Raw genomic sequence first — 14777 nt, forward strand, 5'->3', positions numbered from 1 at the left:
ATACCGCTTCTAACCATCTGATCAGCCTTTGACGGCGCCTAATGTCATGCCTTTGACGAAGTATCTCTGCAAGAAAGGATAAACAACCAGGATGGGTACCGTTACGACGATCGTAATCGCCATTTTTACGGATTCCGGGGAAACCGACGACATCATTTGCGTCATGTTCGAATTATGGATATCCACGTTATTGCCGGAAGTCGTACTTTGCAGTACCTTCATCAGCTCGAACTGCAGCGTAGTGAGCGATTCCTTGGAGCCGTTGTAGAGATAAGTATCAAACCAGGAATTCCATTGACCAACGGCAAGGAACAGAGCGATTGTCGCAAGCGCCGGCTTTGCCATCGGAAGAATAATGCGCCAGTAGATCGTAAAGTCATTCGCGCCGTCGAGCTTGGCCGACTCTTGCAGCGCATAGGGAATGCCGTCCATAAAGGAGCGGATGACGAATACGTTAAACGCGCTTACGAGACCGGGAAGAATGTAAACCCAGAACGTTCCCATCATGTGCAAGTCGCGGATCAGGAAGTAAACCGGAATCAACCCGCCCGATACATACATAGTCAGCGCCAGGAAGACGGATACGAACTTGCGTCCTTGGAAATCCGGCCGGCTCAGCGTGAACGCGAGCATCGAAGCGCTGATCAAACCTACGACTGTGCCGGCTACCGTACGCAATACGGAGATTTTGAAGCCGGTAATCAAGCCGCCGAAGGAGAAGATTACTTTATAGTTTTCAGTCGTAAAGTCACGCGGGAAAATCGTAATCCCGCCCCTTACGCTGTCTACGGAATCGTTAAACGAAAGAGCAAGCACGTTCAGGAACGGATACAAAGTGATGATCATTACGAAGATAACGAATACGTATACGAACACGCTCAGAAGCCGGTCTGACAGAGGCGCGCCGCCCAGCAGTTTTTTTGATGTCATGGCTCAACCTCCTCCTTACATGATGCTTTCTTTCGTAATTTTCTTAAACAGCCCGTTTGCCATAAACAGGAGAATAATACTAACAACCGAGTTGAAAATATTAACCGCCGTACCAAACGAGTACCGGCTCATCTGCAAGCCGTATTCAAGCGCATACAAATCAAGGACTTGCGAATAGTCGCGAACAAGATTGTTCCCGAGCAGGAACTGTTTCTCGAAGCCGATCTGGATCAAGTGACCGATCGACATAATGAGCAGGATAACAATCGTCGAACGAATGCCCGGCAGCGTAATGTGCCAAATCTGGCGAATACGGTTCGCTCCGTCTACTCTCGCCGCTTCATACATCTCTTGGCTGATGCCCGCAATAGCCGCCAGATAAATGATGGTGTTCCAGCCCATCTCTTTCCATACATCGGAGATGGTTACAATGCCCCAGAAATAATGCGGCTTCGCCAGGAACTGAATCGGCGTATCGATAATGCCAAGCCACATCAAAATTTCGTTTACCGTACCGTGGTCGGCCGAGAGCATCTTGGATACGATACCCGCAACGACAACCCAGGATACAAAGTGAGGCAGATACGATACGGTTTGGGCAAACCGTTTGAAGGCCATGCTGCGGACTTCATTAAGCAGAACCGCGAAGATGATTGGTACCGCAAAGCCTGCGATAATTCCCATAAAGCTCATCGCCAGCGTATTTCTCATAACAAGATAGAACGTATCGTCCTGGAACAGCATTTTGAATTGATCGAAGCCTACCCAGTCCTGCTCCCAGAACGATTTGGCCGGCTTGAATTTCTGGAAGGCCATTGTCCAGCCCCAGAGCGGATAATAACTAAATACAAACACCCAGATTATGAAAGGCAGCGACATCATGTATAAGTATCTGTTACAGATAGCTGTTTTCCAAAAGTTTCTCTCTTTTTTTCGCGTCTGCTGCTGAACGCTAGTTGTGACCGCTTTCATCGTTATCCCTCCTGCCTTATGCATTCATGATAACGGATACATGGCAGCTCTCGGTACCCAAAGGATTTGGCATAAAATCATATAAAAATTAGTGTAAGCGGATTCAACACCACAAAAAAACGCATGATTTTCTCCGGAGAGAGAAAACCACGCGTTCCTGTCAGGATTCTTTCTTTCGGAAAACAGACGGCGAAGAGCCTACATACTTGCGGAATTTGCTGTGGAAATAATCGACGTTCGCATAGCCGACCATCTCCGCAACCTGGTACACCTTAAGTCCTTGCTCCAGTAATATTTTCGCTTGTTCCATCCGTACTTTATCCAGATACGTGTTGAAGTTTTCTCCTGTTACCTGCTTGAACAACTTGCCGAGATAAGCGCTGTTATAGTTAAATAATTCGGCGAGCGTCTCCATTTTCAGGTTCTCCTTGTAATTCCGGTGAATCAAGTCGATCATGCGATTGATCTGCTTGTCCGCGGACGAGTTGTCGAGAGCGTCGGCAATCTGATCGATGATCGCCGCAACAAGTCTGGTCAGCGAGCTCATCCGGTATTCGCGGAACAGCTCCGGTATGCGCTGCCGGTAATCGCGGACCGGAAGCTCCGGCCGCTTGGACGCGAGCTTATCGAGGACGGCCGACACAAGCTCAACAAATGCCGCCTTCATCTCGGCTTCGCCAAAGCCCATCGCTTTCATCGCTTCCGCGGATTCCTCGATCTGCTGCCGGATTGCCTCCCTGTTTACAATCTCTAGCGCCAGGTAAAGCTTCTCCGCCGTTCCGGTCAAATCCGGCTTGCAATCCCCACTGCCTGCCGGCAAATGCAGATCCTCCGCCATGATCTGTCCGCTCTCCAGGAAGAACCTGTTTTTCATCCGTTCAAGCGCCTTCTTATAGACAGCCGGAATATCCGCGCAACACGCTGCCTTGCCTCCCGACACGACGGTAAAATCCGAAGCCAATCCTTCGCAGGCATCGGCGATTATCGCATGCGTTTCCCGGCGGAAGCGTTCATTGTCCAGGCCTTTGTTCAGCAGGATCAGCAAATACGGCTCCATGGCGATAGCAAGACCCGCACCTGACTGCTCCAGCCGCTCGGATAACCTGTGTTTAATCTGGGCATATCCGGCCGTTTCCTCCTCATTCCGTTCATGCGTCTTGACGAGCAGCAATTCGAACTCCTTCCAATCCGGCGAAGCGGAAAGCTTAGACAGGCTTGGGCCCGGCGTTCCTTCAACAAGCAGACGCTTCAAGTCATCCTCCGCATTGCCTTGGCGTTCATCCAAGCTTTTCCGGCGCGTCTCATACTCGAGATCGAGCTCTTTCCTCAGGGATTGCAAGTAGTCCATCAGCTCGTCCTCGTCAACGGGCTTCAGCAAATACCCGTCAATCCGCTGGACAATAGCCTGCTTGGCATACTCGAAATCCGCGTAGCCGCTTAGGATCAATACATGCATCGTGCCGCCGTTTTCGCGGATCGTTCGGATCAGCTCAAGCCCGTTCATCTCCGGCATGCGAATGTCCACGATAATGAGATCCAGCTCATGCTGTTCGCATTTGTGCAGGGCATCCTTGCCGTTGGCTGCGGTGTCAACCACTTCATAACCGAGACTCTCCCATTCCAGCAAAGTCCGGAGTCCTTCCCGGATCATCGGTTCATCGTCTACAAGCAATACTTTATACATATAAATCCTCCCCAAAAGGCAAGGTGAAGGAAACCTTCGTCCCTATACCCGGTTCACTCTCGTATTGAAGCCCGTGCTCCGGTCCGTACGTCAGCTGCAGGCGTAAATGGACATTGCGCAGACCAATCCGGTTGTTTTCTGCATCCTCTGTTTCGTTCAAATGCTGGGTAAGCTTATCTATTTTCTCACGGGACATCCCCGCTCCGTTATCGATGACTTCAACCCGGACGTAATCGCCTTCCCTTACTGCCCGAACCGTTACCATGCCGCCCTCCATCTTGTTCTCGAAGCCGTGAATCACGGCATTCTCGACAAGCGGCTGAATAATAAGAGGAGGAATCGACACTCTTTCCACAATCGGATCCACATGAAGCTCGTAGGATAAACGGTCCTCATACCTGAATTTCTGAATATCCAAATAACAGCGGACAATATCGATCTCATCGGCAAGAGGAGTAAGCCGCTGGCTGACCTCGATGCTGCGCCTCATTAACTTGCCAAGCAGGCGGACAACCTGCGAAATCTCCTTTTCCCCTTTCAAATGGGCTTTCATCCGGATCGATTCCAGCGCGTTAAACAGGAAATGCGGATTAATCTGGCTGGCCATCATCTTCAGTTTGATTTCGTTCTGCTTGGCTTCAAGCAGGCTTTTCATCTTGTTGGATTCCTGGACTTCCTCAACGAGGCTATTAATGCTCGACACCATGGAATTAAACTGCCTGGACAGCTGTCCAATCTCATCCCTGCCGTCAATCTCCATCACGATGTCAAGCTTGCCGGTCGCAACCTTCGTAATATGCTTGCTCAAGCGGAGCATCCGCTTCGTTATAATCGTGGATACGCCTATAATCAGGAAAATGGCAATAATCAAGCTGATTGAAATAACCGTTAAGGCAAGCGAGTTAATCCGGTTGGCATCCGCTACAATCGTGTCTACCGAAAATACCGAAATAATGCGAAGCGTATTTCCGCTGGCTTCGGGTATCAAAGGCTCTATCAGGACACGCGAGGCTTGACCGTCTATATTCGCGGAGTACATTCCGCTCTTCTCTTCCACGATGCTTTGCTCGTAGTCGATTTCCTGCAGCGTTTTCCCCGCCCGGCCCATCCGGTTTGCGGCAACAATCCGGTTATTGTCGTCAACAATCATCGTCTCGAACGATTCCTGATTCAGGATGCTGTTCAGCGCCTGCATATTAAGCGTAATGACCAGGACGCCGCTTGAATGGTTGCTCGAAAAGCTTATTCCGCGCACGAGACTCAAATAACTACGTTTGTCCCGCTCGTCCTCGAGATAATACCAATTCACGCCGCTGCCGGGTTTTAATGCTTTCGTATACCAGAAGGTTTCCTTAATCGAATTGTCCGGCTGGATGAAATCCCAGTTGTTCAGCATCGTTGGATTCTCCATGTAAAACCGGATATTCGCTACTTCGTCATGCTGCTGCCTAATCTCATTGAAATCGGTATATTCCCGGTATGCTTTAACGACCTCGTAGGTCGATTCGTATTTCCGGTTCGTCACCGCCTCCAGCCGGCTGTTCTCCAGACGGTAAGCGCTGTCGTAAGCGACATTCATCAGCTCGGTCGTCCTTGCTTTGACCCGCTGCACGTTTGTATGCGTCTGCTCCATCGCGTTATCCAGCGCCATATTGCGCAGCTCGTTTGTCAGAAACACGCCAACGATCAGAATTGGGATGAATGCGACTACGATACAGGATAAGATGAGCTTTGTTCTCAGCTTTACGTTGTTGAGCAGGTGCGAGAACATCTGAAACATCTTGCAAGCCCCCCGTCACCATTACGAAAATATTTGATTGCGTTTACATTCTAGGGGTTCAACCGCTAATTGTACAGGGATTTTATCTCCAATTTGTCGGGTATGAACGGTTGCGCAGGCATGTTAGAATTTTTTGAAACCCCTTACAATTAAAGGAGCTGACTTTTGTCGTGACCCAACATTCGGAAGCAAAATATCCATTTCAAAACCCCGACCTGCCGCTCGAGCAGCGCGTTAATGATTTGGTTAACCGATTCACCCTGGAAGAAAAAATCAATCTGATGTGCCAGTACCAGGACGAGATTGGCCATCTTGGCGTTAAAGCCTACAAGCACGGCACCGAAGCGGCGCATGGCATGGCCTGGCTGGGCGAAGCAACCACTTTCCCTCAGCCGATTGGACTCGCTTGTACCTGGGACAAAGACCTGCTCCGCAAGATCGGAAGCGTCATCGGCGACGAAGCACGTGGCTTCTATGCCCAGAATCCGACGCATAACGGCTTGACGTTATGGGCACCAACCGTCGATATGGAGCGCGATCCGCGCTGGGGCCGCACCGAAGAAGCTTACGGCGAAGACCCGCATCTGACTGGCAAGCTGTCCGCCGCGCTGACGCAAGGCATTCAGGGCGACCATCCGTTTTACGTGAAAGCGGTCGCATCGCTCAAGCATTTTATCGGCAACAACAATGAAGTGGACCGCGGAGAATGCTCCGTCAGCCTGGACCCGCGCAATAAGCACGAATACTACCTGAAAGCGTTCGAAATTCCGTTCAAGGAAGGCGGAGCGCTGTCGATGATGACCGCCTACAACTCGGTGAACGGCGTTCCCGCCAACATCAATCCGGATGTGAACAACATCGTTAAGCGGGATTGGGGCATGAACGGTTTTGTCGTAAGCGACGCCGGCGACGTGCTTGGCACCGTCAACGACCATCATTACGTCGACACGTACAAGGAAGCTGTAGCTCTCACGATCAAAGCCGGCGTAGACAGCATCACCGACGATCATCCGATTTCGAAGCAGGCGATCCGCGATGCGCTGGCCGAAGGAATGCTGACGGAAAATGATCTCGACATCGCGCTGCGCAATACGTTCCGCGTCCGCTTCCGCCTTGGCGAATTTGATCCGGCGGAGCGCAACCCGTATGCGGCAATTGACGAATCCGTCATCATGAAGCCGATGCATGCCGAGCTTGCCCTTGATGCCGTACGCAAGAGCATCGTGCTGCTCAAAAACGACGGTATCCTGCCGCTATCCGCGGATAAGCTGAGCAAAGCCGCCGTTATCGGCCCGCTGGCCGGCATGGTGTACCGCGACTGGTATAGCGGTCTTATGCCTTACTCCATTTCGCCGTTCGAAGGCATTCGGAAGAAATTGAACGGTACCCATCAAGCGGTAACCCTTGCAACGGGCAGCAGCCGCGTGAAGCTCAAATCGCTGAAGAACGGCAAGTACGTGACGCTTGGAAGCGACGAGAAAAACTCGCTGTCCGCAAGCTCCCAAGGTGCCGATTCTGCCGATCTGTTCGAAACAACCGACTGGGGCTGGGACAGCCATACTCTCATCGCGGAGAACAACAAGCTCTACCTGACGACCGACGACGAGAAAATCACCGCATCGTCCGAGCATATTTGGGAATGGTTCACCAAGGAAGTATTCCACGTTCGCCCGCAGCATGACGAGAACGTCGTGACCTTCACGACCTGGAACAATCGTCCCGTAACCGTAAATGCCGAGACCGGAGCCTTGGAAGTCCAAGATGGCGATGCGATTATGGCGGAGCCATTTGCCATGGAAAAAGAAACCGACGGACTGCAGGAAGCAATTGCTGCCGCGCGCAACAACGAAGTTGCGGTTGTTGTTGTCGGCAACCATCCGCTCATTAACGGAAAAGAGACGATTGACCGCCCTGACCTGACGCTTGCCGCTTATCAAGAAAAGCTCATCCGCGAAGTCTACGCCGTTAATCCGAATACCGTAGTTGTTGTTGTCGGCAGCTATCCGTTCGCCATGCCTTGGGTACAGGAGAATATTCCTGCGATCGTCTATCTGTCGCATGCCGGCCAAGAGCTTGGCCATGCACTGGCAGACGTCCTATTCGGCGATTATAACCCGGCTGGACGCGTCAACATGACCTGGTATGAGTCGGCTGACCAGCTTGGCGAATTTATGGATTACGATATTATCAAAAGCGAACGCACTTACCAGTATTTTGCCGGAAAGCCATTATATCCATTCGGACACGGTCTATCCTACAGCCGTTTCCAGTACGATGCTCTCGCGCTTGAGCAGTCCGAAAATTCGATAACCGTTAGCTTCCGCATTACGAATACTAGCGAAGCAGACGGCGAAGAAGTAGTTCAGCTGTACACAAGAGCCTTGGAATCCCGCGTGAAGCGTCCGCTCAGACAGCTCCAATCGTTCGAACGCATTGCGCTTGCTGCCGGCGAATCCAGGGAAGTAAGCTTCGCGCTGGATCGTTCCGCCCTCGCTTTCTGGGATGTGACCAGAAGCAAAATGTGCGTCGAGCAAGGCAGCTATGCGTTCCTCGTTGGAGCATCCTCCGGCGATATCCGCCTGGAAGGAAACTTGACCGTTGCCGGCGAGACGATTCCGCCACGCGATTTGTCCCAAGTTACCGGTGCCGTGAATTATGACGATTATTCCAATATCATCATCAGCGACAGTACCGAAGGCGGCGACAGCGCAGCAACAACATCGTCCGCTGCTTGGCTCCGTTACGATGACGTCCTGATCGGCGAAGAAATCTGCTTCTTCGAAGCAAGAGCCTTGTCTGCGAAAGGCGCAGCCCTGGAAATCCGCCTGAATGCTCCGGACGGTCCGCTCGTTGGCAGCCTGACGCTGCAAGCAAGCTCCGCTTGGCAGACTGTCAGCGGATCGATTGAGCGAGCAGCCGGCAAGCATCAAGTGTATCTGGTTGTTCAAGGCGAAGGCGAAACGAAGCTGAGCTGGTTCCGCTTCGGCAAATAGCTGTTTGTTAGCCCGGAGATGGGAGTAAAACTCCCTTTCCGGGCTTTTTCTATTGCCGTGCGTATCTTTGTTACGTACGAATGGGCAAACAGCCGCTTGCTCTTTGGGAGCAAGCGGCCGGTCGCCTATCGTTTTACAAACTTACAGTTTTACAATGATCTTCTGACCGGAGGCTGGAACAAGCTTCAAGCCTTCGGATGTTTGCTGCGATTCAGCGCCTTCAACGGCCGCTGCCTGCGCAATACCGCGCAATACGGCCTGCCATGGCTTGCCTGTGCCTTCGTAGCTGATTTCGATTGTGCTGCCTGTACGTGTAGCCGTAGCTGTTGCTTGCGGCTGGCCGTTCAGATCATGGATAACCGCTTTCGCTGTTGCGCCGTCTTCCAGCTCGAACAGGTGCAGCGTTACGTTATCCGCATAATCGTAGTCCGGCTTTTGGTTATTGCTGCCGATGGCAAGAAGCGTGTTAGGACGAACAAGCAATGGAATCGAGCTGTAGCCGTGCTGTTCTTCCACCCATTTGCCGCCTTCAACCGTCGTGCCGTCGATCAAGCTGGTCCATTTGCCCGCCGGTACGTAATATTTCGCTGTACCCTCGGTGTTAAAGATTGGAGCGACAAGCAGGCTTTCGCCCAACATGTACTGGCGATCCAGATAATGAGTCGTTGGATCCTCAGGGAACTCGAGAACCATCGCGCGCATCATCGGTACGCCTTTGTCCGTTGCTTCAACCGCATGGTTGAACAGATAAGGCATCAAGCTGCTCTTAAGCTCCGTGAAGTAACGAAGCACGTCAACGGATTCTTCGTCAAAGAGCCAAGGCACGCGGTACGACTCGTTGCCGTGAAGACGGCTATGCGAGCTGAGCATGCCGAAAGCTACCCAACGCTTGTAGATATCCGGTGGAGCCGTCCGTTCGAAGCCGCTGATATCGTGGCTCCAGAAGCCAAAGCCGGACAGGCCAAGCGACAGGCCGCCGCGGAGCGATTCCGCCATGGAATCATAGTTCGCTGAGCAGTCGCCGCCCCAATGCACCGGGTACTGCTGGCCGCCAGCCGTAGCCGAACGCGCGAACAGCATCGCTTCGTTTTTGCCGCGGTTTTCTTCCAGCACTTCGAATACCGCTTTGTTGTACAGCTGCGTATAGTAATTGTGCATTTTTTGCGGATCGGAACCGTCGAAGTAAATGACATCCGTAGGGATACGCTCGCCGAAGTCCGTTTTGAAGCAGTCGACGCCCATATCCATCAGACGTTTCAAATGACCTTTGTACCATTTCACCGCATCCGGGTTCGTGAAGTCGACAAGGCCCATGCCCGCTTGCCATTTATCCCATTGCCATACGCTGCCGTCCGGCTTGCGAACGAGATAGCCATTCACCATGCCTTCCTGGAAGAGAGGCGACTTCTGGCCGATGTAGGAGTTGATCCATACGCAAATGCGAAGACCGCGTTCTTTCAGGCGGCGAAGCATGCCTTCCGGATCCGGGAACATGTCCGCATCCCACTCGAAGTTGCACCATTCGTATTCTTTCATCCAGAAGCAGTCGAAATGGAAGACATGAAGCGGAATATTGCGCTCAGCCATTCCTTCAATAAAGCTGTTAACCGTTGCTTCATCATAGTCCGTCGTAAACGACGTTGTCAGCCATAGGCCAAACGACCATGCCGGAGGTAATGCCGGTTTGCCGGTCAGCTTCGTGTAGTTGTCGAGTACATCCTTGAGCGTTTTGCCGCCTACGATGAAGTATTCCAGATGCTCGCCCGGTACGCTGAAGCCAACCTTCGATACAACCTCGGAGCCAATCTCGAACGATACGCGTTCCGGATGGTTGACGAATACGCCATAACCTGCGCTGGACAAATAGAAAGGTACGTTTTTGTAAGCTTGCTCGGAGCTTGTGCCGCCGTCTTCGTTCCAGGAATCAACTACCTGGCCGTTCTTAATGAACGGAGTGAAGCGCTCGCCAAGACCGTATACTTGCTCGCCAACGCCAAGATCCAGCATTTCGCGGAAGAACGCTTTGCCTTGCTCTTGTACGTAAGCCGCAGCCTTTTGCGCTGTGCCCGTCACCTTGCGGCCGTTCTGGATGAATTCCAGGCCCCAAGTCGGCGATTTGCGGATGCGTGCCTGCAGGCCGCCGCTTGTCAGTGTTGTGTATTGCTCGTCATGTTCAACGGATACGCTATGATTTGCATCCACAAGAGTTTCGAATTCAGGGCCAACTTGCTTCACGCCGGCATGGTGAACCCAGCGAACTTTAATAACATCGGGGATTGGAGAGCTGATCTCCGCTGTAAGCATCGTGCCGTTCAGCGTATCGCCTTTGATGACAACGGGCTTTGTTGCCATGTAAGCCGTCAGCTTGCCGTTCTTTTCTTTCAATTCGCGAACATCAACCGGATGCTGCATATGAACGCCTTCGCGAATTTGCCAATAACCATCGGTAAATTTCATGTTTGGGTTCCTCCTAAAATAATTGCGAAGCAATTATAGCTTCGTAAGCATTCGCTTATGAATTGTGAAGCAATTCATACTTCGTAAGCATTTGCTTAATAATTGCGAAGCAATTATAGCTTCGTAAGCGTTTGCTTAATGAAACGTCATAAAAGTCTTGCCGTGCAAGGATTTCTGGGTTGTTGCTAGGTACTCAGTAGCTTCTCGTACCTTGTAAACGGTTATGATATAATAATATTGTCTTATTCTCTTTAACTCTGCCTAAATATTGCTCATTATTATCACGATTTTGACATTGTCTATTTTTCTATAGGAGTTTTGTTTATGGATAAATCATTGCTGAAAGAAGCACGCAAGCATGGTACCCCCATCTATCCGGTAAGCTTGTACGAAATCACCTGTCCGGCTGATGCTCCGCTACTCGATTTGCATTGGCATGACGAGCTTGAACTGCTGCTTGTGACGGAAGGAACAGCCGTATTCCGTGTCGATCTGCAGGATTACGAGCTGCAGGCGAGGGAAGCGATCTTCGTTAATTCCGGCGAGCTTCATTCCGGGTATGTTGTAGGAGATAAACCATGCTCTTTCGAGGCTGTTGTGTTCCATTCCAGCTTGTTCAGCAGCGGATCCATCGATTATTTGTTCGACCGTTATATATCTCCCGTTCTTGAGGGAAGATACGAAGTACCAGCCCATTTGCGCCGGGAACCCGGCTCCGGCATGGAGCTTCTTGCCTTGCTCGAACAGTTGTTTGAGGTTCATCGTCACGAACATACCTCTTCGGAGCTTACGATAAAAGGATTGCTGTTCAGCATATTCGCTAAGCTGGTCAGCCTGGGAAAACCGTCCGTACGGGTAAAGCCGGAACAGGAAGGCTTCCGGATTGAGCGGCTCAAGACGGTAATCGAATATATCGAACAGAATTATGCCGAGCCTATTCCTTTGCAGAAGCTCGCCGAGCTGGCAAGAATGAGCGAGTCGTATTTTTGCCGGTTCTTCAAACGGATGACCACAAAAAGCCCAATCGAATATATGAACAGCTACCGCGTCCAACAGGCGGCCAGCCGTCTGCGGCAATCCGATGCCAAGATCATGGAGGTTGCGCTCGACGTTGGCTTCAACAGCTTAAGCTACTTCAACACCGTGTTCCGCCAGCGCTTTGGCTGCACGCCGAGGGAATACCGGAGTCGGCTGCAGGAAAACGCGTAACTAGGACGGTGCGAATTACAAGTAGAATGCCGCACTAGTTGTACTAGTTCAGGATCCTTCCTTAACGATGCGCGGCATCGTTAAGAGAGTACCAACCTAACTTTTACCTAAGCTTAACGATGCGCCGCATCGTTAAGCAGCCGCATTTCACTTCAAATAGAGCTTTTTCCGCTCATTTCAGCGTTCTTAACAATGTCCCGTATCGTTAAGAGCATTAAAAAGGTACTTATAACACGGCTTAACGATGTCCCACATCGTTAAGCCGCAGAAGAAAGGGACTGACCGTAAGCCGCAAAGCTTTTGGTCAGTCCCTTCTATATATCTATTCAAATTCCGCCCTGAAAAGTCAGCACGGCACCTCGTAACCCCTTCCAATCTATGGTAAAATAATGGAATATCCTTGAGAGGGTGATTTCGTTTTGATAGAAATAGATCAAAGCCAGTTGATTACTTCCGAAGCCGAGCTTCGATCGTTAATCGGCTATCCGAGCGAGCTTGTCGAGCATAAGGTTATTTCCCTATTAGATGCTAACTGCCGCGATTTTATCGCCAAGTCCCCTTTTCTCGTTGTATCGACTGCGGATTCCAACGGGAATTGCGATGTCTCCCCAAGAGGCGATGCGCCTGGATTTGTTCATGTTTTGGACGATAAGCATCTTATAATTCCGGAACGTCCGGGCAATAAAAGAATAGATACCTTGCGCAACATTTTATCGAATCCGCATATCGGCATGCAGTTTTTTATTCCGGGACTTGGAGAAACTTTAAGAATAAACGGCCATGCTTACATAACGAAAGAGGAGAAGCTTTTAAAGCCGCTTTCCGTAAAAGACCGCGTGCCTCAAATCGGGATCGTCGTAAAGGTCGAGGAATGCTATATGCATTGCGCGAAAGCATTTCTCCGTTCCCAGCTGTGGAAGCCCGAAACCTGGCTCGGCAAAAAGCAGCTGCCCTCCCCCGCCCGAATCATTTCGGAGCATGCCAACCTGGCTGGCTCAACCCCGGAAGTCATTGCCGCCCGGCTTGAGGATGGCTATAAGAATCGGTTGTATTAATCTTAATGTGAGGTTTTTCGATGACAAACAGTACTTTAAACCGCAAAGTTGACGGCTTTATAAACAAGTCCAAGAAGTGGAAGGAAGAATATATCAAGCTAAGAGAAATCGTGCTTGATTGCGAGCTGACCGAGGATTTCAAGTGGATGCATCCCTGCTACACGTTTGAGGGCAAAAACATTCTAATCATCCACGGCTTTAAGGATTATTGCGCCATCCTGTTTCAAAAGGGCGCTCTACTCAAGGACCCTAACGGCATTCTCATTCAACAGACGGAAAACGTGCAGGCTGCTCGCCAAATCCGGTTCACGAATGTGGAGCAAATCATAGAATTGGAAGATATCCTGAAGGCTTATATATATGAAGCCATTGAGGTAGAGAAATCCGGTCAGGAAATTCCTTATAAAAAGCATGACGAGTATGCGGTCCCTGAAGAGCTCCAAACCAGATTCGATGACCAGCCTGCGTTTAAGGAAGCATTTGAAGCCTTAACTCCAGGCCGGCAAAGAGCCTACCTGCTTCATTTCTCCGCTGCCAAGCAACCCAAAACGCGCGAAGCCAGAATTGAAAAATACTACCAGCAAATTCTTGACGGCAAAGGATTAAATGATTAAACCAGAAAACTCTACCACCTCATTTAAAGAGGCCGTAGAGTTTTGCTCTTATTGTCTACCTGTATCGCCCCAACCTGTATTTCACCTGCTCCAGCAGGGGTTGAGCTACCGCTCTTGCTTTCCTTGCGCCATCTCTCAAAATATCATCGATTTGATCTCTGTCCGCCATGTATCGATTATACTTCTCCCGCGGTCCCTCCAAGAATGCGTTCATAACCTGATAAAGCTCCTGCTTGGCTTCTCCCCAGCTGATACCGCTCCGATACCTTTCCCGCATAACCTCAATCTGCGCATCCGCGGCAAACTCTTTATAGAGCAGAAAAACATTCGAAGCCTCGGGATCTTTCGGCTCGTTCGGCGGGGTAGAATCGGTCTTGATTTTGCTTACCAGCTTCTTCAAGCTGTCGGCCGTTTCGAACAACGGAATCGTATTATTGTAGCTTTTGCTCATTTTCCGTCCATCCAGTCCCGGTATTACGGCCGTTTGCTCATCCACGATGTAATTAGGCAGCTTAAAGGTATCGCCATAAATGCGATTAAAAGCTTCCGCCAGATCCCTTGCAATCTCGACATGCTGAATTTGATCTTTGCCGACGGGAACTTGATCCGTCTGAAAAAGCAAAATATCCGCCGCCATCAGGATCGGGTACGTAAACAAGCCCATGTTCACACCAGTATCGGTATCCACGTCAAGCTGCTCGTTCTTATCCACGATCGCCTTATACGCATGAGCACGATTCATAAGACCCTTTGGCGCCATGCAAGCCAGAATCCAGCTTAGCTCGAAAATTTCCGGCACGTCGGATTGGCGGTAAAATACAACCTGCTCCGGATCAAGCCCCAAAGCCAGCCAGGTTGCGGCAATCCCGTAAGATAAGTCGTTAAACTCATCCCGATTTTGAATAAACGTTAAACCGTGATAATCCGCGATAAAATACAACGCCGTGTTATCCCGATTTTTTGCAATTTCCAGCGCCGGCTTAATAGCCGCGATGTAATTGCCGATATGCACTCTTCCTGTTGGCTTGATACCCGTCAATACCGTGCTCATGTGCTTGCTCCCTTCTTCAACATAGAAATAAA

The 14777-nt window shown here is 50.6% G+C and carries 10 protein-coding genes; 4 read left to right on the plus strand and 6 right to left on the minus strand.

The genetic code is table 11. From position 1 onward, the window contains the following. Window positions 1–21: 21 nt before the first annotated feature. From PGL01S_RS27090 to PGL01S_RS27105, 4 genes are all read right to left on the minus strand, one after another. Window positions 22–930: a carbohydrate ABC transporter permease gene (locus PGL01S_RS27090; protein WP_127498241.1), complete on the minus strand. Its 909-nt coding sequence runs from the start codon at window positions 928–930 to the stop codon at window positions 22–24. 15 nt (window positions 931–945) lie between these two features. Continuing rightward, window positions 946–1902: an ABC transporter permease gene (locus tag PGL01S_RS27095; protein ID WP_127498244.1), complete on the minus strand. Its 957-nt coding sequence runs from the start codon at window positions 1900–1902 to the stop codon at window positions 946–948. Between the two features lie 160 nt (window positions 1903–2062). Further along, window positions 2063–3586 carry a response regulator transcription factor gene (locus PGL01S_RS27100; protein ID WP_127498247.1) on the minus strand — a complete coding sequence of 508 codons (1524 nt, stop codon included), beginning with the start codon at window positions 3584–3586 and terminating at the stop codon, window positions 2063–2065. Further along, window positions 3579–5366: a sensor histidine kinase gene (locus PGL01S_RS27105; protein ID WP_127498250.1), complete on the minus strand. Its 1788-nt coding sequence runs from the start codon at window positions 5364–5366 to the stop codon at window positions 3579–3581. The genes PGL01S_RS27100 and PGL01S_RS27105 overlap by 8 nt, the downstream gene beginning before the upstream one ends. A 170-nt stretch (window positions 5367–5536) precedes the next feature. Between PGL01S_RS27105 and PGL01S_RS27110 the strand changes: the two genes are divergently transcribed. Continuing rightward, window positions 5537–8359, plus strand: coding sequence for a glycoside hydrolase family 3 protein (locus tag PGL01S_RS27110; RefSeq protein WP_127498253.1), 2823 nt, complete (start codon window positions 5537–5539; stop codon window positions 8357–8359). Window positions 8360–8500: 141 nt separating this feature from the next. Here the strand turns inward: PGL01S_RS27110 and yicI are convergent, their stop codons facing one another. Further along, the gene (yicI, locus tag PGL01S_RS27115) at window positions 8501–10816 is read right to left on the minus strand and encodes an alpha-xylosidase (RefSeq protein ID WP_127498255.1); all 2316 of its coding nucleotides are present in this window, start codon (window positions 10814–10816) and stop codon (window positions 8501–8503) included. Window positions 10817–11140: 324 nt separating this feature from the next. Between yicI and PGL01S_RS27120 the strand changes: the two genes are divergently transcribed. The 3 genes from PGL01S_RS27120 (at window position 11141) to PGL01S_RS27130 (ending at window position 13694) form a co-directional block, all read left to right on the plus strand. Then, window positions 11141–12025 carry a helix-turn-helix transcriptional regulator gene (locus tag PGL01S_RS27120; RefSeq protein WP_127498257.1) on the plus strand — a complete coding sequence of 295 codons (885 nt, stop codon included), beginning with the start codon at window positions 11141–11143 and terminating at the stop codon, window positions 12023–12025. A 422-nt stretch (window positions 12026–12447) separates the two neighbouring features. Further along, window positions 12448–13080 carry a pyridoxamine 5'-phosphate oxidase family protein gene (locus PGL01S_RS27125; RefSeq protein ID WP_127498298.1) on the plus strand — a complete coding sequence of 211 codons (633 nt, stop codon included), beginning with the start codon at window positions 12448–12450 and terminating at the stop codon, window positions 13078–13080. Between the two features lie 20 nt (window positions 13081–13100). Next, window positions 13101–13694: a YdeI/OmpD-associated family protein gene (locus PGL01S_RS27130; RefSeq protein WP_127498259.1), complete on the plus strand. Its 594-nt coding sequence runs from the start codon at window positions 13101–13103 to the stop codon at window positions 13692–13694. A 55-nt stretch (window positions 13695–13749) separates the two neighbouring features. Here PGL01S_RS27130 and PGL01S_RS27135 read toward each other — a convergent pair whose 3' ends face one another. Next, window positions 13750–14745: a tryptophan--tRNA ligase gene (locus PGL01S_RS27135; RefSeq protein ID WP_127498261.1), complete on the minus strand. Its 996-nt coding sequence runs from the start codon at window positions 14743–14745 to the stop codon at window positions 13750–13752. Window positions 14746–14777: the final 32 nt, after the last annotated feature.

It is taken from the genome of Paenibacillus glycanilyticus NBRC 16618 (assembly GCF_004000805.1).
GTDB lineage: Bacteria > Bacillota > Bacilli > Paenibacillales > Paenibacillaceae > Pristimantibacillus > Pristimantibacillus glycanilyticus.